We start from the raw sequence: 21,980 nt of genomic DNA on the forward strand, positions 1-21,980 counted from the left end.
CGGCGGTACGCGCGTCCAGACGTGAGTACGGCAGAAGAGCCCACGCTGGCTGCTGGAGCGGCTGGACCGGCCTTCCGGGGCCGGGCGGCTCAGCCGCGGGAGATGCGGGGGGCGTAGCCGGCGTCGGTGAGGACCTGGATGACGCGGTCGGCGTGCTCCGGGCCGCGGGTCTCGACACTGATCTCGATCTCGACCTCGCTGATCTGCAAGCCGCGACCATGCCGGGTGTGCAACACCTCGACCACGTTGGCATTGGCCTCCGAGATCAGCTCAGCGATGCGGGCGAGCTGCCCCGGTCGATCCGGCAGGCCGATGCTCATCTTGAGGTAGCGCTCCGAGGCGGCCAGGCCCCGGCTGATCACCCGCTCCATCATCAGCGGATCGATGTTCCCGCCGGAGAGGATCACCACGGTCGCCCCCGCATCGCGGATCTTCCCCGTCAGGATCGCCGCGATGCCCACGGCACCGGCGGGCTCCACCACGAGCTTCGCCCGCTCCAGCAGCACCAGCAACGCCCGGGCGATATCGTCGTCCTCCACGGTGACGACCTCGTCCACCGTCTCGCGGATGATCGCGAAGTTCAGCTGACCCGGCTTCGCCACCGCGATGCCGTCGGCGATGGTCGGAGAGATTGTGATCGCGGTCGGCTCTCCGCTCGCGAGCGAGAGCGGATACGGAGCCGCGTTGGCGGCCTGCACACCGATCACGCGGAGGGTGCGCCCGGCCTCTGCCGCCTTCTGCTTGGCCGCCGACGCGACTCCGGCGATCAAGCCGCCGCCGCCGATCGGCACCACGATCGTGTCGACGGAGGGTGCCTGCTCGAGGATCTCGAGGCCGACCGTGCCCTGCCCGGTGATGACGTCCGGGTGATCGTACGGCGGTACGAAGACGGCGCCGGTGCGCTCGGCGAACTCGGCCGCCGCCGCGAGCGCCTCGTTGAAGATGTGACCGCTCAACACGACGTCAGCTCCGTAGTCGCGGGTGGCCGCGAGCTTAGGCAGCGCAACGCCGATCGGCATGAAGATCGTGGCCTTGATCCCGAGCTCCCTCGCCGCGAAGGCGACGCCCTGAGCGTGGTTACCGGCCGACGCCGCGACGACGCCGCGGGCGCGCTCCTCCGGCGTGAGCCGCGACATCCGGAACACCGCTCCGCGGATCTTGTACGAGCCGGTGCGCTGAAGATTCTCGCACTTCAGGAATACGGGCGAGCCGAGGACCTGCGCGAGGAATGTGCTCGTCTCCATCGGAGTGGCGGCGATGACGGGGGCGAGGACGGCGCGGGCCGCTTCGTACTCGTGCAGCGCGGGACCGACGACGTGACTAGTCTGCATGCTCTGCGGCAACTCTCTCGGGGGTTCGGGCGGGCGAGCGCCAGGCTCCGCTCGCAACGTAGTTGACCATGACGTTGAGCGTGGCCACGAACGGCACGGCGAAGAACGCGCCGGCGATTCCGGCGACGATCGATCCTCCGGCTACGGCGAGCACGACGGCCAGCGGATGCACCTTCACCGCCGAGCCCATGATCAGCGGCTGCAGGATATGGCCCTCGAGCTGCTGCACGCCGAGCACGACGATCAGCAGGATGAGGGCGATCAGCGGGCCGTTGTAGACCAGTGCGACGAACACGGCGAGCGCCCCGGTCGCCACGGCGCCGATGACGGGCACGAAGGAGCCGAGGAAGACGAGCACACCGATCGGGATCGCGAGCGGGACGCCGAGGAAGAAGGCACCGAGGCCGATACCGAGCGCATCGACGAACGCGACGAGGATCTGGACCTTGACGAAGTTGGTGAGGGTCACCCAACCGGCGCGTCCCGCACCGTCCACGGCTCCGCGAGCACGACGCGGGAAGAGGCGGACGACCCAGCTCCAGATGTTCGGCCCGTCGATCAAGATGAACAGGGTGGAGAACAGGGTGAGCAGGACGCCGGCCAGCACATGACCGACGGTGGAGCCGACACTGAGTGCCCCGCTGACCAGTATCCCGGAGTCCTGCTGCAGCGCTGTGAGGGCCTGCTGCGCGTACTGGTTGATGTCGCTCTCAGTGAGGTGGAGCGGCGACTCCCGGAGAAAGACCGTGAAGTCAGCGTAGGACTGCACTGTCTGACGGCCGAGGTCGTCGAAGCCGGAGTAGACCTGGGTGACGACGAGGAAGAGCAGCCCGCCGATCACGAGCACGATCCCGAGCTCCGCGACCACCACGGCCGCCCATTTGGGCCAGCGATGACGCTGGAGGAAGCTGGAGAACGGGATGAGGAGCGCCGCGATCACAATGGCGACCAGCAGCGGGATGACGATCAGCCGGAGCTCGATCACCAGCAGCGCGAGCACGGCCAGCGCCGCGACCACGACCAGAACGCGCCATGCCCACGCACCGGCGATGCGCATCCCATCGCTCACGAAGGCGGAGTCGGGGATTGATGCCGACCGATTCGAAGCGGTGGCAGCGGCAGGCGCCGCGGGCTCACCGGCGCGCGGGCCGGAGGTGCGGCGGGACCTGCCGAGTCTCATCTGCCCAGAATAGGCCCCGGTGCATTCCCCGCGCGGCATCCCCCCGGCGTGCTCAGCCGGTGGCGGTCGACGGCACCTCGTCTCGGTGAGCGCGCACTGCGACCGGCCGGCGCGCGAGCAGAACGCCGACGCGCTGCCCCGGTTCGAGCCGCTGCCCCGACGGGTGCTGCACGACCAGCTCCTCGCCGGTGGACAGCAGCACCCTCGAGCGGCGAACCGGCCCGAGAAAGCTGGAGGCGAGGACCGCGCCGACGAGCGCGTCAGGCGCACCCTCGGCCACGATCTCGAGGTCCTCAGGGCGGAGGAAGACCGAGACCGGTCCGCTCGGAGCCGCCCGGTCGACCAGCGGCAGCCGGGTGCCTAGAGCGGTGACGGTTCCTTCGGCGACCGCACCCGCGACGACGTTCGAGAGGCCGACGAAGTGGGCGACGAAAGCCGTCGCCGGACGCGCGTAGAGGTCCTCGGGCGCGCCCAGCTGCTCGATGCGGCCGGCGCTCATCACCGCGACCCGATCGGCGACGGCGAGGGCCTCCTCCTGATCGTGGGTGACGAAGAAGGTGGTGATCCCGATCTCGGACTGGAGCCGCTTGATCTCGTCGCGCAGCTGTACCCGGACCTTCGCGTCCAGCGCCGACAGCGGCTCGTCGAGCAGCAGCACCCGCGGCCGGGTGACCAGGGCGCGCGCGAGCGCCACGCGCTGCTGCTGTCCGCCGGAGAGCTCGTGAGCGTAGCGCTCGCCGAGCCCGCCGAGGCCGACGACGTCCAGGGCCTCCTGCGCGGCCGAGCGCCGCTCCCGGGCGGCCACTCCGCGGGTGCGCAGCCCGAACTCGACGTTCTCGCGCGCCCGCAGGTGCGGGAAGAGCGAGTACGACTGGAAGACCATGCCCATGTCGCGCTTCGCCGCGGGGACCTGCGCGATGTCCTCCTCGTCGACGAGGATGCGGCCCGCGTCGATCCGCTCGAGCCCGCTGAGGGCCCGCAGAGCCGTCGTCTTGCCGCAGCCGGACGGGCCGAGCAGGGCGACGAACTCCCCCGGCGCCACGTCGAACGAGACGCCGTCCAGGGCGCGCGCTGAGCCGTAGTGCCGCTCCACGTCGACAAAGCGCACGCGGGCGCCGGGCAGGGTGGGAGCGGTCACGAGGAGCCTTTCGAGGAGCGCGCCGCGCCCACCGGCAGACCGATCCGCGCGAGGCGGCCGATCCCGAGGAGGAGGGCGAAGGCGAAGAGGAGGGAGAGCAGCGAGAAGATCACGGCGACGTAGGCGTCCGACTTCGAGACCTGCACCAGTGCGGTCTGCAGGGTCGTGCGGCTGAGCAGCGAGGCGATCGTGTATTCGCCCAGGACCACCGCGACCGTGATCAGCGCGGCGGCGACGAGGCCGCGGCGCAGATTGGGCAGGAGCACCCTCCCGAGCACGGCGAGCGGGCCCGCACCGAGCGAGCGAGCGGCCTCCGAGAGCGTCACGGCGTCGAGTCCGGCGAGATCGGCCGCGACCGCACGGTAGGCGTAGGGCAGGACCAGCACGCCGTAGGCCAGCGCGAGCGTCCAGGGTGCAGAACCAGCGAGCCGGGTGACCACGGAGTAAACCGGCGCCAACCCGACGACCAGCACGATCGCGGGCACCGTCAGCGGCAGCAGGCACACCAACTCCAGAGCACGGCGCAGCCGCGGGAGCCGGATCTCGACGAGCAGCATCGTCGGCACCAGCAGCACGAGGACGATCACGGCGGTGACGACGGCGAGAATCAGCGAGTTGCCGATCCCCTGGAACAGGGAGCGGTACGCCCGCTCGTGTCCGGGATCGAGGATCGCCGTCCAGTGCGAGAGGTCGTAGCCGCCGGGGCCGCGGAGGGTGAACTCGGCCATCGCGACCAGCGGGACCGCGAAGACGAGCCCGGTGACGACCAGCACCGTCCGAGCGAGGAGCCGCGACGGCCTCACCGCTGCCACCGCCGAGTCCGGCGCTGCAGCAGGGCGTACCCGGACATCAGCACGACCATCACCGCGAGCATCCCGAGCGCGAGCACGCCGGCACGGTTCTCCCGCCCCAGCACCGTCTCGCTGACCAGCGCCGCGCGGATCTGCAGCGGCACGATCTGCGCGCCCTGGCTGATCAGCGCCGCCGCCGTGGCGAAGGACGAGAACGCGTTCGCGAACAGCAGCAACACACAGCCGAGGAACGAGGGGGCCAGCACCGGACCCGCGACGTGGAGCCAGTAGCCGAGCCGGCCGCCGCCGAGTACGGCGTTCGCCTCGGCCCATTCGGGGCGCAATCCCTCGAGCGCGGGGAGGAAGGTCAGCACCATCAGCGGGACCTGGAAGGAGAGGTAGGGCAGCACGAGCCCGGGGAGCTGGTAGAGCCACACCCCGTCGGAGTACAGGTCGACCCCCGCTCCGGCGAGCAGGGTGGTCACCAGCCCCTGCGCGCCGATCGTCGCGATGAACGCGAACGCCAGCATCACGCCACCGAACTGCGCGAGCACGCTCGCCGCCGCGTCGACCACGGTGCGCAGCGGGCCGCGCGGATCCGAACCCACCAGCGCCAGGCAGACGACGGCGCCCAGGACCGCGCCCACCACGGCAGTGACCGCCGAGAGCCCGAGCGACGCGCCAAAGGCGGAGAGGACGACGGGGTCGCCGAGCGCCTGGAGGTTCGTGAGGGTGAAGCGGCCCTCGCCGTCCGTGAATCCGGTCATCACCACGAGGACGGTGGGCACGGCCAGGAACAGCAGGACGTAGAGCGCGAAGGGGGCCACACCCAGCACGGCCGGAGCGCTGCGCCGTCCCCGGACCAGCGGCGCGGCGGGAACGGCTTCGGCACGAGCGCTCATCCCTGGATCGCCGCAGCCCACTTCTCGGCCAGGAGCGACGAGGCGGCCTTCGTCTGCTCCTCGGTGAACTGGACCAGGTCGGAGGGAGCAGCGCCGACGGCGGCGAGCGCGCCCTGGTCGAGCGTGCCGGCCTCAGTCATCGCGGCCAGGCGCACCGGGTACGCACCGGCAGCGAGGTAGAGGTTCTGCGCCGCATCGGAGTAGAGGTACTCCTGCCAGAGCCGTGCGGCCGCGGGATGCGGGGCGTGGGCGTTGATCGCCTGGCTGTAGTAGCTGCCGACAGCCGCGCCCGGCAGAACGGTCGTGCTCCACTCACGACTGCCCGCATTCGCCGTACCCGCCGCGAGATTGTTGTAGCTCCAGTCGAAGACCACCGGGGTTTCACCGGAGGCGATCGTGGCCTCGGTCGGGTCCAGCGGTAGGAAGTTCCCGGCGTCGTTGAGCGTGTGGAAGAAGTCGATCCCGGGTTGGACGTCGTCGGCGGATCCGCCGGTCTGGAGGGCCGCGAGCTCTACCGCGGCGGCGGCGGCGCCGGCCTGGGTCGGGTCGCCGTTGATCGCGACCGAGCCGCGGTAGCCGGAGCCGAGGAGGTCCTGGAGCGACGTCGGCGCGGGCACGGCCGCCGCGTCGTAGCCGATCGACATCAGCCCGGTGTAGTCGTTCACCCAGAGGCCCGACTGCTCCTTGTTCCCCTCCGGAATGTCGTCCCACGCTTCGACCTTGTACCGGGCGAACATGTCGGTGTTGGCCAGTGCGATGGCCGGTCCCAGGTCGAACACGTCAGGAGCGGTGTCCTGACCGGCGAGGTTCTTCGCCGTGCTGATCTCCTCGGCCGAGGAGGCGTCGGGGTCGGCGGCGTTCACGGTGATGCCGTACGTGTTCTCGAAGCCGCTGATCAGCTTGCCGTAGTTCGCCCAGGTGTCGGACAGGGCGATCACGCTGAGCTGCCCCTCGGCCTTCGCGGCCTCGACCAGGGCGTCGAGTCCGCCCAGGTCGGCGGCGGACGTGGCGGACGCGGCCGCCGCGCTGGAGCCTTCCGTGGAGGCGGTCACGCCGCCGGAACAGGCAGAGAGCGCGAGGACGAGAGCGGTGCCGGCCGCGGTGACGGCGGCGGTGCGCGAGAGTCGCTGAATGGTCAAGGGTCCTCCAGGAGTCGGCTGGGTCGACCCGGTGGGACGACCTCGGGCACGCTAGGAGCGGTGCGAAACGGCGAGGGTACGCGCCGGTGAATGCCGGGCGAACGCCGGGCGCCGAATCGGTGACAACGATGTCGGAGGTGTTCGCTAGCGTGAGCAGACCATGACCGAGCAGCTCTCCCCCGCGCTCGCGCGCCGGATCGCCCTGGTCGCGCAGGGCTTCGGCGCACCCCGGCCCTCAAGAGTGGGCGCGCGGCAGATCCGCGCCGCCGTCGACCGCATCCGCCCGCTGCAGCTCGACTCAGTCAACGTCTTCGAGCGGAGCCACTACCTGCCGCTGCTCGCGCGCCTCGGCCCCTACGACCGCTCCCTCCTCGACGCGGCCGCCTTCTCACCCGGCGGTCACTACCTCGAGTACTGGGCGCACGAGGCGGCCCTCGTCCGCCGCGAAGACCTCCCGCTCTACCGCTGGCGGATGCAGCAGTACCGCTTCGTCCGCCTCCCCGAGCACGAGGGCTGGGCCGCAGAGAACCGCGCTACCCTCGACTGGCTGCGGGCGGCACTCGCCGACGGCCCGCTGCGAGCCTCCGAGATCGAGCACGAGGCCAACGTCCGCACCGGACCCTGGTGGGGGTGGTCCGACATCAAGCGGGGTCTCGAGGTCCTGTTCCGCTGGGGCGAAGTGGTGACGGCGGGGCGGACGCGCTTCGAGCGCTCCTACGGCTTGGCCTCGCAGCTGCTCCCGCGCGAGGTGCTGGAGGCCGAGGTCGCTCTCCCGGATGCTGTCCGTGAACTCGTGCGGCGGGCCGCGCGGGCGCACGGCATCGCGACCCTCGGCGACCTGGCCGACTACCACCGACTGCTCCAGGCACCCACCCGCGTCGCGGTCGACGAACTGGTCGAGGCGGGCGAGCTCGAGCGCGTCGAGGTGCGCGGCTGGGAGCGCGGCGGGCGCCCGATCCCGCTCTGGCGGCACGTCGAAGCCCGCCGCCCCCGCACGCTCCGGGCGGACGCGCTGCTCTCACCCTTCGACCCCGTCGTCTGGCATCGTCCGCGCGCGGAGCTGTTCTTCGGGTTCCACTACCGGATCGAGATTTACACGCCGGCCGAGCAGCGGGTGCACGGCTATTACGTCCTTCCGGTCCTGCTCGACGACGTGATCGCCGCGCGGGTGGACCTCAAGAGCGATCGGCGGAGCCGGGTCCTGCTCGTGCAGGCGGCGTGGCGGGAGCCGGGGGCACCGGCCGATACGGCCGAGAGGCTGGCCGTGCTGCTCGCCGAGGCCTCCGCCTGGCAGGGGCTCGACGCCGTCGAGGTCGTCGGGCGGGGCGACCTCGCCGCCGACCTCGCCGTCGCGCTGAGGGCGAGAGCGTACTAGCGCTCAGCGGCGCAGTGTCCCGGCTCCTCCGATCCTCAGGCTCTGATCAACCGAAGTCTCCCCCGCTCGTCCACCTGCCGGAGTCCGCCGCGACGTGGATCCTGACGGTCGATGCGGATGCACCGATCACCGAGAGGTCATCGCGCTCCTCGAGCGGCATCAGCCGACGAACGTGTCGACGTTCTTGTATGCGGTCTCTTCCTCGCTGCCCCAGGGTACGAACCAGGAGATAACAGTATTCCCCAGGGTCTGGACGGAACTCGTGTTGCCGACCTGCGTTCCGTTCGGACCGCGCGTGGAGGCGTGGTACACGGGCCCTCCCGAGGATCCGGGCGGGAACTGGCACTGCATAAGGCCCAGGCGCCGAGGAGATCCGATGAAACGGCCGCCCTCACCCGAGCAGGTGACGAGGGGGGCCGGCGTGTAGGCAGAGACCTGGGAGTAACCGAACATCTCATAGTGCAGGCCCGGAGTTGCGAGAGCAAAGTCCACCCGAGGGGCACCGGCGACATCAGACAGGTACGTCTTCTTCCCGTCCCAATCCTCCCGAGGCTTCATCTTGATGAAGGCGGTGTCATGCTGAGCGTCCATCGATGCCTGCCACGAGGCCGTGACCTGGTAGAAGTCAGCACCCCAGGTGAGAAGCGGCTTGTTCGCTCCGTCCCAGGCGGGGATAAACCGCAGGTTGGTCGCGAATTCACGGTCGAAGGAGAGACAGTGAGCTGCAGTGGCCACGACGAGCCGAGAGTCCGACTTGACGACGGATCCCGTGCACGACCCCTCGAGTCCTCCGCGAACGAAGTACAACCGCCCGATCCAGTAGACGGGCTCGTGGTGCGTTACTCCGCTGGACTGTGCCAGGCTCGCGGCGGCGTCGGGGCCGTCCGCAGGGGCCGCCTCTGCCTTCTGCATGCGTTCGGGCGTCCAGTACGCGGCTGAGGCAGCGTCCTCCTCGTCGGAGAAGCTTGTACCCGTAACAGCATCGGCGTCCGTCGAGGTTCCGTCGAGACGCTCGGACGTCAGGGGTGAGGCATCCGCGGCCTGAACTCCGATGCCACTGAAGCTGGAACCTCCCACCGTTGCGGCGATGGCGCAGGCCATGACGAGCAGGCGAGCCGTGAACCGTCCACGTCGGTGTCCGGGGAGGAGAGAGAGGCGCATATGCATCCTTGACGTCGGGCTCATCACCAGAGCCGGGAGACGGCTGAACGATGCTGAGAGCGGCTGCTGGCCCTACCCAGGACTCGGCCGTTGCATCGACGTGCGAACGAGACCTCCCCGAGGCAGGGCGCCCGTGCGGGGCAGTCCCCCTGGGCGAGCACACCTTACCAATGCAGCCGGACCAGCGCTGAGACACACTTCACCACCGACGCCGTCGTCGTCACCGCCGCCATCTGACCGGACCGGAGGGCACTTCAACGGGGTCGCCGCGATGCTCGCCCGCCCTGCAGTCGCCGTAGCGGCCGAGGTCGCTGCAGCGATCCGTCGCCACGCGCACCACGGCGACGGCCTAGGCGACGGCGACGGCCTAGGCGACCTCGGGCGGCTCGGGAATCACCCGCAGGCCTGCGGGCGAGTTGGAGAGCCGCACAAGCTGTTCGATCCAGGCCCGATTGAGGCGCGGCTCGCGGCCACCGAAATAGTCGAATTGCAACGGGATCGCCGGGTGGATCCAGATCGTACTGTGTCCCGAACCGGATTCCCGGGTGCACTCCCACGAGAACATGAAGCTCTCGCCCCGCCGCACTTTGGCCATAATCGCGGCTTTCAGATGCGCGAGGACACGATCGTCAAAATCGACGGAAATGGAGGGCGTGCCGTAGATGAATTTCCCCATGACTACTGACCCAATCCGTGCTCGATATGATCCATGACTGAGTTGATGTCGTCGGCAGTGCGAGCGGCGTCTCCGTTGCTCTCGACCGTTCCCGTGATTCCGACCTTCGGCATCACGGGGAGCGGGAATCGATCCGCCTCCGCCTCCGCGGCGACACCCCCCACGTCGGCGACATCGAACTGGCTGGCGGGGCTCAAGAGAAGGGTGTGCACGGAGGTCTCGCCGTTCTCCTCCAGCACCGTAATCTCGACGGTCGTGCTGTTCTCTGCGTCGGCGACGGTGGTTGTGTACTCGAGCAGAGCGGCTGTGATCGCGTTGCTCGTGACGATCGATCCCCCGCTGTACGTGATTCTCTTCATCTCCGGACCGTAGCGGGTTACGACCGTCTTGAACGAAAAAGCCGATATGCGCCACGATGGATTCCGCGCGCCCCGGCTGCAGCGTTCACGAGACGCCGTCTCGGCCGCTGTCGCTGAGTCAGCCCTTCGCCGGGCGCTCGATGCCGTGCAGAAGCCGTGGTCCTGACGGGACGACGGGTTCGAGACCGAGCAGAGCTCGTGCTGAGTCTTCGACAAGGAGAGCGAGCGCGGGGTGAACGCCTCCTGGCTCTTCGAGAGCCTCGAGGAGAGCCTAGAGGATACGGACGGTCTCAGCGTCCGCTCCATCCGGTTCAGATGAGGCGCTCGGTGGATCCGGCTGGGTTGGTGCCATCCTCACGACTCCGCTCCTGATCGTCCCTCGGTGATCAGCGGCGAAGTCAGGGTCGCTGAGGGTCAGCGTAGGGGCGGGAGGGTCGCGGCGATAGCCCCGCGCCGAGCCTCGCGGCACCCACTGCATCGGGAACCACGCGGAGCCGACTCGAGGGTTCCCTCCGCACCGGTTTCACCCGATTGTGGGAGCAGGGCCCATTCGTCTGTCACACTGAGTCACTTCCGCCCATGACCCCGGCGAGTCTGCTGAGACGAGAGGTCCTGGGATGGGCGTTCTGCACGACGACCAACGGTCGTTCGATTTCGACGACCGGCTTTTCACTCATGTTGAGATCGTGGTGGGCCTGAAACCTCGCCGTTCAGAGCCTTTCTACCTTTCGTGGCTGCCGAGCAGGGAGACGGGCTCCGGCCGGCATTCTGTCTGGATCTCGACCGGTATGCCGCTGGGCATCGGCCTGAACCTCTCGGATGAGCACAGCCGCGAGCCGGGCCAGCTGAAGGCAACACCCATCGAGTCGATCAACCGATGACTCATCATTCCTACCGTCCCCCCACTGATGACGCGGCTGCAGTGAGCGATACCGAGGATCTCGCTGTGATGTTGGCTTCGCTGATCACGTTGCTTCCCTTCGAAGAGGCGGCCGCGTCCTCTCTCGGCCCCCCGTTCGATGTCGAGACGCTCGCGTCGAGCAGTCTCCGCGCCGCCTCACTAGACGAGGCGCAGCTCGACCTGGGTGAAGGGCCGGCCTGGGACGCTTTCCGCAGCCGGAGGCCGGTCCACGCCTCTCTCGCCGAGACGGGGAGCGACCCCGGCTGGCCCTTTCTCGCGTCCTCGTTCGGTCTCGCCGGCGTGTGCTCGGTGCTTGCACTACCCCTGTCATTCGGGCCACTGCGTATTGGCGCCGTCACGCTGTTCGCCTCTGACGTAGAGCACACCGACGACACCGCGGTGAAGCTGGCTCAGAGCATCGTCGCACTGATGGGACGCGCAGTAAGCTCCCGCGCTCTCGCCGAAACCCAGTCCGGGGCGGGGGAACGCGATGGGTCGCTCGCACGCCGTGAGGTCCACCAGGCAACCGGCATGATCCTCAGCCAGACAGGAATCGCCCCCGATGACGCGCTGCTCATCCTGCGCGCATATGCCTACAGCCACTCCCGAACTCTTCGGGACGTCGCCGCCGATGTCGTCGCCCGCCGCCTCGACTTTTCCCCTGACCACGATCACTGAAAGTAGGTTCTTCATGTCTGCCCCCGAACGCACGCAGCTGCTTCTCGAGACCCTCACTGCGGTTGCCGACACTCTTGTCGACGACTTCGATATCGTCGAGTTCCTGCACGACCTCGTCGAGCGGTGCGCCATGATCTTCGACGCCGTCGATGTCGGCCTCGTCCTGGGCGACGAGCATGACGAGCTCGTCGTCATGGCCTCGACCAGCGAGCGCACTCACCTCATCGAGGTCCTCCAGCTCTCAGCGGGAGACGGGCCCTGCGTCGACTCGTACCACGCCGGCAGCGTCGTCACCGCGGGAACACTGGAGGACATCATCGCGCGATGGCCGGCATTCGCGGAAGCAGCACGGAACTCGGGCTACGAGTCGGTGCACGCCGTGCCGCTGCGGTTGCGCCAGAGCACCATCGGCTCGCTCAACTTCTTCAGAGACCGGCCCGGCGAGTTCGACGGGGATGATGTCCTCGCCGCGCAGACCATTGCCGACGTCGCCACGATCGGCCTCGTCCAGGAGCGAGCGATCCGCGAATCCGCGCTCGCACGCGAGCACCTGCAGCATGCCCTCGACACCCGGATCGTCATCGAGCAGGCCAAGGGAGTCGTCGCTCATAGCCAGGACGTCGATATGGAGACTGCCTGGCAGGTCCTGCGTCAGCGCGCCCGATCCCACGGGGCCCGCGTCTCCGACGTCGCTACGAGCGTCGTTGCAGGCGAGATCGTCCTCTGATTGTCGCCACGCTTCGCCCTCACGCGATCGACCACCCGTGGCCGGCGTCCGACCCACCCCGCCACAGACGGCACTCAGCCCAAGGTCCCGCTTGGGGGCGCGCGGGCGGGCAGTTCGTGCACGCGCGCTAGGCGTCGTCTTTCCGAGCCGTGCGCCCGATGACATGAACAGAACGGCGAGCATCCGTAGCTTGCCAGTTCTCGAAATGACGTACGACAAACGCTCCGGCGATGAACGAGTATCCCGTTCCCTCTGCTAGTCGACTGAGCACTGGTATCGTTGAAAGGATCTGGCTGATCGTGGGAGAACCGTTCGCCTGGTAGGGAGCGATCCAGATCGGTACTATCAGGCCGAACGTCACACCTAGCGATACGCCGCTGACGCCGATCCAGAACATCGCGGTAGCTGACAGTGCTGTGCTCATGGGCTCCCTCGCCTGCGCCTCATAGCGTCGCTGCAATCATGGCACCTCGAGAGAGGCGACGTCAGCGCCGCCTGCGGACAGGTGGCGGACGTTCGCCCGGATAGCCGGAGGGGTCGACGGTGAGGCCGAGCGAGATGACCCGCTCCGCGTCCTTTCCTCCGACTCGACGAACGAGGAGACACTCCCTAGAAGCGCGAGCCCATCTCGGAGAGGCGGGCGACGCGGTCGGCGATCGGCGGGTGGGTCGCGAAGAGGCGCGCGACGACGCCCGGCTTCGACGGATCGGCGATCCAGAGGTGGGCCATCGAGCTGTTCTGGCGCTGCATCGGCCGCCCCGTGGACTCCAGCTTGAGCAGGGCGCGGGCGAGAGCATCGGGATGGCGAGTGGTCAGAGCACTGGTGGCATCGGCGAGGTACTCGCGCTGGCGCGAGATGGAGAGCTGCACCGCCGTCGCGACGATCGGCGCGAGGACCATCGACACCAGTCCGACGATCAGGAGCGCCGGATTGCCTCCGCCGTTGTTGGTGCCGCCGCGGCCGAAGAACGCGAGACGCAGGAACGCGTCCGAGAGGAAGCCGACCGCTACGACGAGCCCGAAGACAATCATCGAGACGCGGATGTCGTAGTTCCGGACGTGACCGAGTTCGTGGGCCATCACGCCCTCCAGCTCGGCGTCGTCCATGATCGCGAGGAGACCGGTCGTTGCAGCAACCACGGCGTGCTCCGGATCACGACCGGTCGCGAAGGCGTTGGGCGCAGGATCGTCGATGAGGTAGACCTTCGGCATCGGTGTGCCGGTCGCGATCGAGAGGTTCTCGACGATGCGGTACAGCCGCGGCTCTTGCGCCTTCTCGACGGGCACGCCTCCGCTCAGGGCGACCGCCTGTCCAGCGGCGAAGAAGTACTGGAACAGTGCGTATGCGGCAGCGATCACGAGCACCACCACCACGATCGCCGTGCTGCGGTAGACCGCGGAGGCGAGGGCGCCCAGGCCGCCGATGATCGCCAGGAAGAGAACGAGGATCAGGACGGTGTTGCGCTTGTTGCGGGCGATGGCACGGTACATGGGACCCGCCTAGAACTGGACGCGCGGGGGCTCCGAGATCGCGGCGAGAGTGCCGACCTCGAAGAAGTCGCGCTCCGAGAAGCCGAGCCGGCGAGAGAAGAGCGTGTTAGGGAACACCTTCACCTTGGTGTTCATCTCGCGTACTCCGCCGTTGTAGAAGCGACGGGCCGACTGGATCTTGTCCTCGGTGTCGACGAGCTCGCCCTGCAGCTGGAGGAAGTTCTGGCTCGCCTGGAGCTGCGGGTAGGCCTCTGCGACCGCGAAGATCGACTTCAGCGCGCTCTGCATGTGGTCCTCGGCGAGGGACGCCTCCGCCGGACCCTGCGCCTGCAGGGTCTCGGCGCGCGCCTGTGTCACCGACTCGAAGACCTGCCGCTCGTGCGAGGCGTAGCCCTTGACGGAGTCGATCACGTTCGGGATGAGGTCGGCGCGCCGCTTCAGCTGGACGGTGATGTCGCTCCACGCCTCATCCACACGGACGTTGAGGGTGACCAGCGAGTTGTACGTCGCCCAGAGGTAGACCCCGAGGATGACGACGAGCGCGACGACGACGATGAGCGGGACGAGCCATTCCATGCGGTCCAGTGTAGGGAGCACCCGGTGCCCGCCACCTGTCGATGAGGCGCATTCGCAGGGGCGGGGGCGGCCTACTTGAGCGTCTTCTGCAGCAGCACCGTGCTGAGCCAGCGCTCGAACTTGAAGCCGACTCGACCCATTCGGCCGACCTCGACGAAACCGAACTGCGCGTGCATCGCGAGCGATGCCTCCGCCCCCTTGTCGGCAATGACGGCCATGATCTGCCGAATGCCGACCGCCCTGGCCCGCTCGAGCAGCTCGGTCATCAGCGCCCTGCCCAGGCCCTTGCCCGTCGACGCCGCGCGCAGGTAGATCGAATTCTCGACGGTGAAGCGGTAGGCGCGCTTGGACGACCACGGCGAGACCATCGCATAGCCGAGGATCTGACCCGACGGCGAGACGGCAACGATGAAGGGGAGCCCGAGCTTCTGGTTGCGCGAGAACTTCGTGCGCCACTCCTTCAGCGTCGAGTCGTCCTCGTCGAAGGTGACCACCGTGTTGCGGACGTAGTGGTTGTAGATCTCGCGAATGTCCGGCAGGTCGGCGTCGCGCGCCTCGCGGATCTCGAACGAGAAGTCGGGCTCGGGCGGCGGCGCCTTGCGCAGGTGCGGCGGCAGGACACGCCTCTGCTCGTACTCTTCCTCAAGCATCCGTGTCCCCTTCGGCTCCACCCATCGATCCGAGCCAGCGTAGCGGCCCCGTGGCCGCCGCCCCGCTCACGTGAGAGCGCTCCAGTCGACCGGCTCCGCGCCGCGCTCCACCAGCAGCGCGTTCGCGCGACTGAAGGGCCGGGAGCCGAAGAAACCGCGCGCGGCCGACAGTGGGCTCGGATGCGCGCTCTCGATCACTCCGGCCTGTCCCAGCATCGGGCGGAGCGACGCGGCGTCGCGACCCCAGAGGATCGCCACCAGCGGCGTCTCCCGCGCGGCAAGGGTGCGGATGGCGTGCTCGGTGACCACCTCCCAGCCCTTGCCGCGATGCGAGGCGGGAGCTCCGGGAGCGACGGTGAGTACGCGGTTGAGCAGCATCACTCCGCTCGAGGTCCATCCGCTGAGGTCGCCGTGCGGGGGCGGTGCGACGCCGAGGTCGTCGCGCAGCTCGCGGTAGATGTTCTGCAGGCTCCTCGGCAGCGGGCGCACGTGGCGCTCGACGGCGAAGGAGAGGCCGATCGGATGCCCCGGCGTGGGGTACGGATCCTGCCCGACGATCAGGACGCGCACGTCGGCGAGCGGAGCGGCGAACGCGCGGAGGACGTCGCGGCCCGCCGGGAGGTAGGGCCGGCCGGCCGCGACCTCGGCGCGAAGGACGTCGCCCATCGCGGCGATTTCTCCGGCGACGGGAGCGAGCGCGTCGGCCCAGCCCTTATCGATCAGTCCCGCGGTGGCGAGTTCCTGAAGATCCATCGAGTCAGCCCGCCGCGAGCGTCGCGACGACGACTCCGGCATCGCTCCGGGTCACGCGCCACACCGATCCTGCGCCGCCCACGCGCAACGCGCCGGTGCCCACGATCAGCACGGTGGACTCATCGAGCGCGACACCACCGTCGACCAGGCCCGCCTCGACGGCCGCGACCAGGCGCCCGAGGGTGCCCCACTGCGCGGCGTGCACATCGACCGAGACGTCGATGAGGCCGATGCCCTCGAGCACCGTCACCTCGTCGAGCTCCTCCGCCGCGGCCTCCGGGGCGACCGCGACCGCTCCGATCCGGTGCCCGCCGACGATCGCGCGGTCGGCCGCGACCGCCGCTCCCGCCGAATAGCCGGCGTAGGGCACGCCGGAGGAGACAAGATCGCGCAGGCGCGGGAAGCAGTCGTGGAGCGCATCGCGGTAGGCGGGGGTGAGCCCTGCGCCGACGAAGATGCCGTCGACATTGTCGAGAACCGAGGGGTCGATCCTGCCGCCCTCCGGCTTCATCACGGCGAGCGGGTCGAGCGGGCCGACCGTCGCCAGCAGCGCCGCATAGCCGGAGTAGGCCTCCGGACCGAGCCCGTCGTGAACGACGACGATCGCGATGCGCGGCCCTTCGATGCGACCGGCGTCGAGGGCGTGCGTGCGCGCCTCCGCCAGGAACGCCCCGTACAACTCCTGGTCGTGCTCGGCGCCGCCTCCGCCGCCGATCAGGTGGACGCTCACTCGCCGTCCTCGGCGAGAGCTCCGTCCACCGGGGGCAGAGCCGACCAGGGGAAGACGATCCAGCGCGGGGTGCGGCGCCAGAAGAAGTCGGGCTCGAGAACGGTACGCGGCTTCGTGTAGAGGGTGACGGTGCGCACCTCGGCGCCCATCGCGCGAATGAGCGTCACCGAAAGGGCGAGGGTGTGGCCGGAGTCGGAGACGTCGTCGACCAGGAGGATGCGCTTGCCGCGGACCGACGCCTCGTCGAGCAGGGGCGGCAGCACGACGGGCTCCGCCAGACGCGCCTCGACGCCGGTGTAGAACTCGACGTTCAATGCCCCGCAACTCTTGATGCCGAGCGCGTAGGCCACCGCGCCCGCGAGCAGGAGTCCGCCCCGGGCGATGGCGACGACCAGCTCCGGGCGGTAGCCCGACGCCACCACATCGTCGGCCAAGTGGCGTGCTGCATCACCGAATTCGAGCCAGCCAAGCACCTCCTTCTCCGTAGCGGCGAGGAGGGCGGCGGAGTCGTCGGCGTCGGAAACCATGAGGGACAGGCTAGGCCGTCGCGGGCCGTCGCGTCACATCGGTCAGGCGCGCGGTGCCAGGGGCCTTCGTGCCACCTTGTGCGCGGCCGCCTGGGCGACCGGCTTGATGGTCACCAGGTCGAGGTTGATGTGGGCTGGCAGCTCGACGGCGGAGACGATCGCGGCCGCGACGTCCTCGGCGACGAGGGGATCGGTGACGCCCGCGTAGACGGCGTCCGCGCGCTCGCGGTCGCCGCGGAAGCGGACCAGCGCGAACTCGTCGGTGGCGACCATCCCAGGGGCGATCTCGATCACGCGGATCGGCTCCCCGGCCAGCTCGAGCCGCAGCACGGCGACGAGCGCGTGCGCGGCGAATTTGGAGGCGTTGTAGCCGCCTCCGCCCTCGTAGGCGGTGTGCCCGGCGATCGACGTGACCGTCACGATGTCGGCGGAGGAGCCGCTCCCCTGGATCCCCGCACGCAGCAGCGGGAGCAGCGCGCTGGTCACCAGCTTGACCGCCAGCACATTGATCTCGAACATACGGCGCCAGTCCTCGGCGTCGGACGTCTCGATCGGGTCGAGTCCGAACGCGACGCCCGCGTTGTTCACCAGGGCGTGTACCGGCCCTGACGCGGCCAGATGGTCGCGGAGCGCGTCGACCTGGGCGGCGTCGGTGAGGTCGGCGACGAAGAACCCGGCGCCCGTCCGGGCGGCGAGCGCCTGGAGTCGGTCGCGGCGGCGAGCGACAGCGACGACCTCCCAGCCGTGCTGCCGGAACAGGCGAACCGTCGCCGCTCCGATCCCCGAACTCGCTCCTGTCACCACAACGCGTCGATCCACGCCCGTTCCCTTCCGTCAAGCCTCGGACACCCTCGACTTCGTCGTCGCAGCCCAACGCTAGTCTGGCCGCGTGCCGCCCGCCGACCCGGCCCCCGCGACCACCGGGACCGCCGCTGCTCCCTCGCGCCGCGTGCCCCTCTGGGACAACGCGCGCTTTCTCTGCGTGACCCTCGTCGTGATCGGCCACGGGATCCAGCGGCTGACAGCCCAGTCGGACACCGCGCTGATCGTCTACTTGGTGATCTATTCCTTCCACATGCCGGCGTTCGCGATCATCTCGGGCTACTTCTCGCAGAGTGGCGCGCCGAGCGCGCGGGCGATGCGCCGGGTGCTGACGGACATCCTGCTGCCCTACCTGATCATGGAGACGATCTGGACACTCGTGCAGTTCCTGGTCGAGGGCAAGCAGGAGTTCAATCCGACCAGGCCGAGCTGGACGCTGTGGTTCTTGCTCGCTCTGGGCATCTTCCGCCTGGTTCTCCCCTATCTGGCGCTGCTGCGCTGGCCGCTGCTGATCAGCGTGGTGCTCGCGGTCGGGGTCAGCTACTACGACAACATCGACTCGACCTTCTCGCTCGCGCGCGCGATCGGGATTCTGCCGTTCTTCGTCTTCGGCTGGCGGCTGCGCGGTGTCACACCGGGTGGTCGTTCCGTGTTCGAGCGGTGGCTGGCACAGCCGCCCGCGCGCGTACTCGGAGTCCGGATCGTCGCGGTCCTCCTCTTCGCGGTCGCGGTGGTCGTGATGAGCGTCAACATCGAGGCGTTCCGCGCGGCCGACCTTCGGTTCTGGTTCTTCTACGACCGCCCCTACGACGCTCTCGGCGAGACGCAGTGGTGGGCCGGCCTCGTGCGCCTGGCGCTGATGGCGGCCGCCGCGGTCCTCTCACTCGCGCTGTTCGCCCTCGTTCCGCGCCGACGCACGCCGTTCACTGCGCGGGGCCGCTCGACGATGTACGTGTACCTGCTGCACAGCTTCGTCCTGTACCCGCTGCGGGAGTCAGGTGTCCTGTTCCGGACCGACAGCACGCTCGCGCTGGTGCTGATGATCCTGTTCTGCATCGGCGTCTCGATCGCCCTCTCGCTGGGTTGGACGCGCACCGTCTTCCACCGGCTGGTCGAGCCCCGCGCGGCCTGGCTGTTCGCCCCGGACGCCGACGCGCGGCCGAACCGCGCCAGCCCCACCGGAGCCGAGCGCGACCGGCAACCCGAGCGACGCTGACCGGCGTTACCCCGTGTGTCGGGGACCCTGGCCGCCGTTCAGGGGCGCGCGTACGCTCGTCGCGACGGAGACCGGCCCCGTCCTCGACCCCGACGATCCGATGGGAAGAATCATGACCGACTCCGAGAAGTGGCAGTTCGAGACCAAGCAGATCCACTCGGGAGCCGCACCGGACCCAGTGACCAGGGCCCGCGCGACGCCGATCTACCAGACCACCTCCTACGTCTTCGACAGTGCCGAGCACGCGCAGAACCTCTTCGCGCTCGCCGAGTTCGGAAACATTTACACGCGCATCCAGAACCCGACCCAGGCGGTTGTGGAGGAGCGCCTCACGGCTCTCGAGGGCGGATCGGGTGCCCTGCTGCTCGCGTCGGGCCAGGCGGCCGAGACCGCGGCCGTGCTGAACATCGCGCAGGCCGGCGACCACATCGTCTCGTCGTCCTCGATCTACGGCGGCACCTACAACCTGTTCAAGTACACCCTCGCCAAGCTCGGCATCGAGACCACCTTCGTCGAGAACCAGGATGACCGGGAGGAGTGGCGTCGCGCCGTCCGAGCGAACACCAAGCTGTTCTTCGCCGAGACCGTCGGCAACCCCAAGATCAACATCCTCGATATCCGCACTGTCGCCGATGTCGCACACGACACCGGCGTGCCCCTGATCGTGGACAACACCATCGCGACGCCGTACCTGATCCGCCCCTTCGAGCACGGCGCGGACATCATCGTGCACTCGGCGACGAAGTTCCTCGGCGGGCACGGGACGGTCATCGGCGGCGCGATCGTCGACGGCGGCCGCTTCTCGTGGAGTAGGAACGCCGAGCGCTTCCCCGGCCTGACCACACCGGATGAGTCGTACCACGGCGCCGTCTACACCGCGGCAGTCGGCGACTCCCTCGCCTACATCATCAAAGCCCGCGTGCAGCTGCTGCGCGATTTCGGCGCCTCGATCGCCCCGGCCAGCGCCTGGCAGCTCATCCAGGGCATCGAGACCCTCTCGCTCCGGATCGAGCGCCACGTGCAGAACGCGCAGGAGATCGCGGAGCACCTGGAGAACCACTCGGACATCGCCTCGGTGAACTATTCGGGCCTGCCGACCTCGCCCTGGTACGCCGCGGCGAACCGCTACGCGCCGAAGGGTGTGGGCGCAGTGCTCTCGTTCGAGCTCAAGGGCGGAGTGGACGCTGGTCGCGCCTTCGTCGACTCGCTGGAGTTGTTCTCGCACCTCGCGAACATCGGCGATGTCCGCTCGCTGGTCATCCACCCCGCGTCGACCACGCACTCGCAGCTCTCGCCCGAGCAGCAGCTCACGGCCGGAGTCACGCCGGGCCTGGTGCGGTTGTCGGTCGGCCTCGAGAACATCGACGACCTCCGCGCCGACCTCGACCAGGCCCTCCGCGCTGCGCGCGCCGTCGTGGAGGCCTCGCGCGCGAACGCCTGAGCGTGCCGCCGACGCGGTGGGTTCCCCTGCCCCGTCCGGGGGATCCACCGCGCACTGGACCGGCCGAGGGCGAAGGCGCACGGGCAGGGCGTGACACCATAGACAGCGGTATGGACTGGCAGCAGACACTCGAGGACACGGTCCCATCGGCCTTCATCACGGAGCGTCAGCTCCTCTCGGTGATCGGCAAGCCGCCCGCCACCGGAGCGTGGCGAGAGGGCGACCACCCGGGCGGCCGCCGCTTCGTCGACCTCGGCCCGTTCGACTTCGAGGCCGGCGGACACCTCCCCCACGCCCGCATCGCCTACGAGAGCTGGGGCGAGCTGAACGCCCAGCGCGATAACGCCGTCCTCGTCCTGCACGCGCTGACCGGCGACTCCCACCTGATCGGCCGGGGCGACCCCGGCCACGCCACCGACGGCTGGTGGTCCGGACTGGTCGGCCCCGGGCTCGCGATCGACACGGACCGCTTCTTCGTGGTCGCCCCGAATATGCTCGGCGGCTGCCAAGGCTCCACGGGCCCCGCGTCCCTCGCTCCCGACGGCCGCGAGTGGGGCGCGCGTTTCCCCTACACGAGCATCCGCGACCAGGTGCGGGCACAGGTGCGGTTCAGCGAGCTGATCGGCGTCGAGTGCTGGCACACGGTCATCGGCGGCTCGATGGGCGGAATGCAGGCTCTGGAGTGGGGCATCGACCACGCCGAGCGCGTCGCCCGACTCGCGGTCCTCGCCGCTCCCCCGCGCGCCACCGCCGACCAGATCGCGCTCAACTTCGTGCAGCTGGAGGCGATCCGCACCGATGCGGCCTTCGCAGGCGGTGCCTACTACGACGCGGGCGACGGACAGGGGCCGTACCACGGCCTTGCGCTCGCCCGCAGAATGGCGCTGCTGAACTACCGCAGCCCCTCCGAGCTCAACGACCGCTTCGAGCGCAGCTGGCAGTCGGGGCTCAGCCCGCTCGGCGGCGGCGGCCGATTCGCCGTCGAGTCGTACCTCGACTTCCACGGCAACAAGTTCACCCGTCGCTTCGACGCGAACAGCTACATCACTCTGGTGGAGGCGATGAATTCGCATGACGTCGGTCGCGGCCGCGGCGGCGAGGCGGCGGCCCTCGGCCGGATCACCAGTCCCACGCTCGTGCTCGGCATCGACAGTGATCGCCTCTTTCCGGTCGAGGGGCAACGGATCATCGCCGCGCACGCTCCCGGCGCCCTCGACGGCGGAGCGGTCGCGGTGATCACGTCGCCGTTCGGCCACGACGGCTTCTTGATCGAGGACGACGCTGTAGGCGCCCACCTCGCCCGGCTGCTCGCGCACTCCGGCGACCGCCTCTCCGGCTGAGTCCGGCGCACTTCGACGTGCCGATCCGGTCCGACCGGCCCGGCCAGTGACTATCGTGTGTCGGGGGTGAGCCCCG

At 69.2% G+C, this 21,980-nt stretch carries 24 protein-coding genes; 7 read left to right on the top strand and 17 right to left on the bottom strand.

Translation table 11 applies throughout. The features are described 5' to 3' along the window. Nucleotides 1-89: 89 nt before the first annotated feature. The 6 genes from ilvA to A6122_RS09625 are packed head-to-tail and all read right to left on the bottom strand — an operon-like array spanning nt 90 to nt 6,481. Complete coding sequence (gene ilvA, locus A6122_RS09600) at nt 90-1,331, bottom strand: threonine ammonia-lyase (RefSeq protein ID WP_068254268.1); 1,242 nt, start codon at nt 1,329-1,331, stop codon at nt 90-92. Next, nucleotides 1,321-2,511, bottom strand: coding sequence for an AI-2E family transporter (locus A6122_RS09605; protein WP_068254270.1), 1,191 nt, complete (start codon nt 2,509-2,511; stop codon nt 1,321-1,323). Before A6122_RS09605 ends, ilvA begins: the two co-directional genes overlap by 11 nt. Nucleotides 2,512-2,563: 52 nt before the next feature. Further along, entirely contained in the window at nt 2,564-3,649 is a 1,086-nt protein-coding gene (locus tag A6122_RS09610; protein WP_068254272.1) for an ABC transporter ATP-binding protein, read from the bottom strand. Beyond that, nucleotides 3,646-4,461 (bottom strand): ABC transporter permease, encoded by an 816-nt coding sequence (locus A6122_RS16550; protein ID WP_068254275.1) that lies wholly within the window; start codon nt 4,459-4,461, stop codon nt 3,646-3,648. Before A6122_RS16550 ends, A6122_RS09610 begins: the two co-directional genes overlap by 4 nt. Then, nucleotides 4,449-5,342 (bottom strand): ABC transporter permease, encoded by an 894-nt coding sequence (locus A6122_RS16555; RefSeq protein WP_068254277.1) that lies wholly within the window; start codon nt 5,340-5,342, stop codon nt 4,449-4,451. The genes A6122_RS16550 and A6122_RS16555 overlap by 13 nt, the downstream gene beginning before the upstream one ends. Beyond that, on the bottom strand, nt 5,339-6,481 hold the full coding sequence (locus A6122_RS09625) for an ABC transporter substrate-binding protein (protein WP_373408569.1): 1,143 nt from the start codon (nt 6,479-6,481) through the stop codon (nt 5,339-5,341). The genes A6122_RS16555 and A6122_RS09625 overlap by 4 nt, the downstream gene beginning before the upstream one ends. A gap of 160 nt (nt 6,482-6,641) precedes the next feature. Between A6122_RS09625 and A6122_RS09630 the strand changes: the two genes are divergently transcribed. Next, the gene (locus tag A6122_RS09630) at nt 6,642-7,856 is read left to right on the top strand and encodes a winged helix-turn-helix domain-containing protein (RefSeq protein ID WP_068254278.1); all 1,215 of its coding nucleotides are present in this window, start codon (nt 6,642-6,644) and stop codon (nt 7,854-7,856) included. 159 nt (nt 7,857-8,015) lie between these two features. Here A6122_RS09630 and A6122_RS09635 read toward each other — a convergent pair whose 3' ends face one another. From A6122_RS09635 to A6122_RS16560, 3 genes are all read right to left on the bottom strand, one after another. Beyond that, on the bottom strand, nt 8,016-9,017 hold the full coding sequence (locus A6122_RS09635; RefSeq protein WP_068254279.1) for a trypsin-like serine peptidase: 1,002 nt from the start codon (nt 9,015-9,017) through the stop codon (nt 8,016-8,018). Nucleotides 9,018-9,384: 367 nt separating this feature from the next. Beyond that, a complete protein-coding gene (locus A6122_RS09640) occupies nt 9,385-9,693 on the bottom strand; it encodes a DUF7882 family protein (protein ID WP_068254280.1) in 309 nt (102 codons plus the stop codon). 2 nt (nt 9,694-9,695) lie between these two features. Then, nucleotides 9,696-10,358: a hypothetical protein gene (locus tag A6122_RS16560; protein ID WP_146077236.1), complete on the bottom strand. Its 663-nt coding sequence runs from the start codon at nt 10,356-10,358 to the stop codon at nt 9,696-9,698. A gap of 311 nt (nt 10,359-10,669) precedes the next feature. Between A6122_RS16560 and A6122_RS09650 the strand changes: the two genes are divergently transcribed. From A6122_RS09650 to A6122_RS09660, 3 genes are all read left to right on the top strand, one after another. Next, nucleotides 10,670-10,933: a DUF7882 family protein gene (locus A6122_RS09650; protein ID WP_068254283.1), complete on the top strand. Its 264-nt coding sequence runs from the start codon at nt 10,670-10,672 to the stop codon at nt 10,931-10,933. Between the two features lie 68 nt (nt 10,934-11,001). After that, nucleotides 11,002-11,631, top strand: a complete 630-nt coding sequence (locus tag A6122_RS09655; RefSeq protein ID WP_167542366.1) for a GAF and ANTAR domain-containing protein — start codon at nt 11,002-11,004, stop codon at nt 11,629-11,631. A gap of 13 nt (nt 11,632-11,644) precedes the next feature. Next, on the top strand, nt 11,645-12,358 hold the full coding sequence (locus tag A6122_RS09660) for a GAF and ANTAR domain-containing protein (protein ID WP_068254291.1): 714 nt from the start codon (nt 11,645-11,647) through the stop codon (nt 12,356-12,358). 127 nt (nt 12,359-12,485) lie between these two features. Here the strand turns inward: A6122_RS09660 and A6122_RS16565 are convergent, their stop codons facing one another. From A6122_RS16565 to A6122_RS09695, 8 genes are all read right to left on the bottom strand, one after another. Further along, on the bottom strand, nt 12,486-12,782 hold the full coding sequence (locus A6122_RS16565; RefSeq protein WP_146076699.1) for a hypothetical protein: 297 nt from the start codon (nt 12,780-12,782) through the stop codon (nt 12,486-12,488). Between the two features lie 185 nt (nt 12,783-12,967). Then, a complete protein-coding gene (locus A6122_RS09665) occupies nt 12,968-13,849 on the bottom strand; it encodes a M48 family metalloprotease (protein ID WP_068254292.1) in 882 nt (293 codons plus the stop codon). A 9-nt stretch (nt 13,850-13,858) separates the two neighbouring features. Next, the gene (locus tag A6122_RS09670) at nt 13,859-14,425 is read right to left on the bottom strand and encodes a LemA family protein (RefSeq protein ID WP_068254295.1); all 567 of its coding nucleotides are present in this window, start codon (nt 14,423-14,425) and stop codon (nt 13,859-13,861) included. A gap of 71 nt (nt 14,426-14,496) precedes the next feature. Then, nucleotides 14,497-15,075 (bottom strand): GNAT family N-acetyltransferase, encoded by a 579-nt coding sequence (locus A6122_RS09675; RefSeq protein WP_068254296.1) that lies wholly within the window; start codon nt 15,073-15,075, stop codon nt 14,497-14,499. A 66-nt stretch (nt 15,076-15,141) separates the two neighbouring features. Further along, nucleotides 15,142-15,828, bottom strand: coding sequence for a uracil-DNA glycosylase (locus tag A6122_RS09680; protein ID WP_237358158.1), 687 nt, complete (start codon nt 15,826-15,828; stop codon nt 15,142-15,144). A gap of 4 nt (nt 15,829-15,832) precedes the next feature. Next, nucleotides 15,833-16,558, bottom strand: coding sequence for a type 1 glutamine amidotransferase family protein (locus A6122_RS09685; RefSeq protein ID WP_084415942.1), 726 nt, complete (start codon nt 16,556-16,558; stop codon nt 15,833-15,835). Beyond that, nucleotides 16,555-17,085, bottom strand: a complete 531-nt coding sequence (locus A6122_RS09690) for a phosphoribosyltransferase (RefSeq protein WP_068254299.1) — start codon at nt 17,083-17,085, stop codon at nt 16,555-16,557. Before A6122_RS09690 ends, A6122_RS09685 begins: the two co-directional genes overlap by 4 nt. A 42-nt stretch (nt 17,086-17,127) precedes the next feature. Further along, on the bottom strand, nt 17,128-17,904 hold the full coding sequence (locus A6122_RS09695) for an SDR family oxidoreductase (protein ID WP_068254300.1): 777 nt from the start codon (nt 17,902-17,904) through the stop codon (nt 17,128-17,130). Nucleotides 17,905-17,974: 70 nt separating this feature from the next. Between A6122_RS09695 and A6122_RS09700 the strand changes: the two genes are divergently transcribed. From A6122_RS09700 to metX, 3 genes are all read left to right on the top strand, one after another. Next, a complete protein-coding gene (locus A6122_RS09700; protein WP_068254301.1) occupies nt 17,975-19,123 on the top strand; it encodes an acyltransferase family protein in 1,149 nt (382 codons plus the stop codon). A gap of 112 nt (nt 19,124-19,235) precedes the next feature. Then, nucleotides 19,236-20,564, top strand: coding sequence for a bifunctional o-acetylhomoserine/o-acetylserine sulfhydrylase (locus A6122_RS09705; RefSeq protein WP_068254304.1), 1,329 nt, complete (start codon nt 19,236-19,238; stop codon nt 20,562-20,564). A 110-nt stretch (nt 20,565-20,674) separates the two neighbouring features. Further along, nucleotides 20,675-21,904 (top strand): homoserine O-acetyltransferase MetX, encoded by a 1,230-nt coding sequence (metX, locus tag A6122_RS09710; RefSeq protein WP_068254306.1) that lies wholly within the window; start codon nt 20,675-20,677, stop codon nt 21,902-21,904. Nucleotides 21,905-21,980: the final 76 nt, after the last annotated feature.

It is taken from the genome of Rathayibacter tritici (assembly GCF_001641005.1).
In the GTDB taxonomy this organism is placed as follows: domain Bacteria; phylum Actinomycetota; class Actinomycetes; order Actinomycetales; family Microbacteriaceae; genus Rathayibacter; species Rathayibacter tritici.

Coding starts and splice junctions, on each gene's coding strand:
- A6122_RS16565 (WP_146076699.1), bottom strand. CDS start 12,782: ATGAGCACAGCACTGTCAGCTACCGCGATGTTCTGGATCGGCGTCAGC.
- A6122_RS09630 (WP_068254278.1), top strand. CDS start 6,642: ATGACCGAGCAGCTCTCCCCCGCGCTCGCGCGCCGGATCGCCCTGGTC.
- A6122_RS09650 (WP_068254283.1), top strand. CDS start 10,670: ATGGGCGTTCTGCACGACGACCAACGGTCGTTCGATTTCGACGACCGG.
- A6122_RS09655 (WP_167542366.1), top strand. CDS start 11,002: ATGTTGGCTTCGCTGATCACGTTGCTTCCCTTCGAAGAGGCGGCCGCG.
- A6122_RS09635 (WP_068254279.1), bottom strand. CDS start 9,017: ATGCGCCTCTCTCTCCTCCCCGGACACCGACGTGGACGGTTCACGGCT.
- A6122_RS09690 (WP_068254299.1), bottom strand. CDS start 17,085: ATGGTTTCCGACGCCGACGACTCCGCCGCCCTCCTCGCCGCTACGGAG.
- A6122_RS16555 (WP_068254277.1), bottom strand. CDS start 5,342: ATGAGCGCTCGTGCCGAAGCCGTTCCCGCCGCGCCGCTGGTCCGGGGA.
- A6122_RS09605 (WP_068254270.1), bottom strand. CDS start 2,511: ATGAGACTCGGCAGGTCCCGCCGCACCTCCGGCCCGCGCGCCGGTGAG.
- A6122_RS09675 (WP_068254296.1), bottom strand. CDS start 15,075: ATGCTTGAGGAAGAGTACGAGCAGAGGCGTGTCCTGCCGCCGCACCTG.
- A6122_RS09680 (WP_237358158.1), bottom strand. CDS start 15,828: ATGGATCTTCAGGAACTCGCCACCGCGGGACTGATCGATAAGGGCTGG.
- ilvA (WP_068254268.1), bottom strand. CDS start 1,331: ATGCAGACTAGTCACGTCGTCGGTCCCGCGCTGCACGAGTACGAAGCG.
- A6122_RS09660 (WP_068254291.1), top strand. CDS start 11,645: ATGTCTGCCCCCGAACGCACGCAGCTGCTTCTCGAGACCCTCACTGCG.
- A6122_RS09705 (WP_068254304.1), top strand. CDS start 19,236: ATGACCGACTCCGAGAAGTGGCAGTTCGAGACCAAGCAGATCCACTCG.
- A6122_RS16560 (WP_146077236.1), bottom strand. CDS start 10,358: ATGGAGCGGACGCTGAGACCGTCCGTATCCTCTAGGCTCTCCTCGAGG.
- A6122_RS09670 (WP_068254295.1), bottom strand. CDS start 14,425: ATGGAATGGCTCGTCCCGCTCATCGTCGTCGTCGCGCTCGTCGTCATC.
- A6122_RS09640 (WP_068254280.1), bottom strand. CDS start 9,693: ATGGGGAAATTCATCTACGGCACGCCCTCCATTTCCGTCGATTTTGAC.
- A6122_RS09665 (WP_068254292.1), bottom strand. CDS start 13,849: ATGTACCGTGCCATCGCCCGCAACAAGCGCAACACCGTCCTGATCCTC.
- metX (WP_068254306.1), top strand. CDS start 20,675: ATGGACTGGCAGCAGACACTCGAGGACACGGTCCCATCGGCCTTCATC.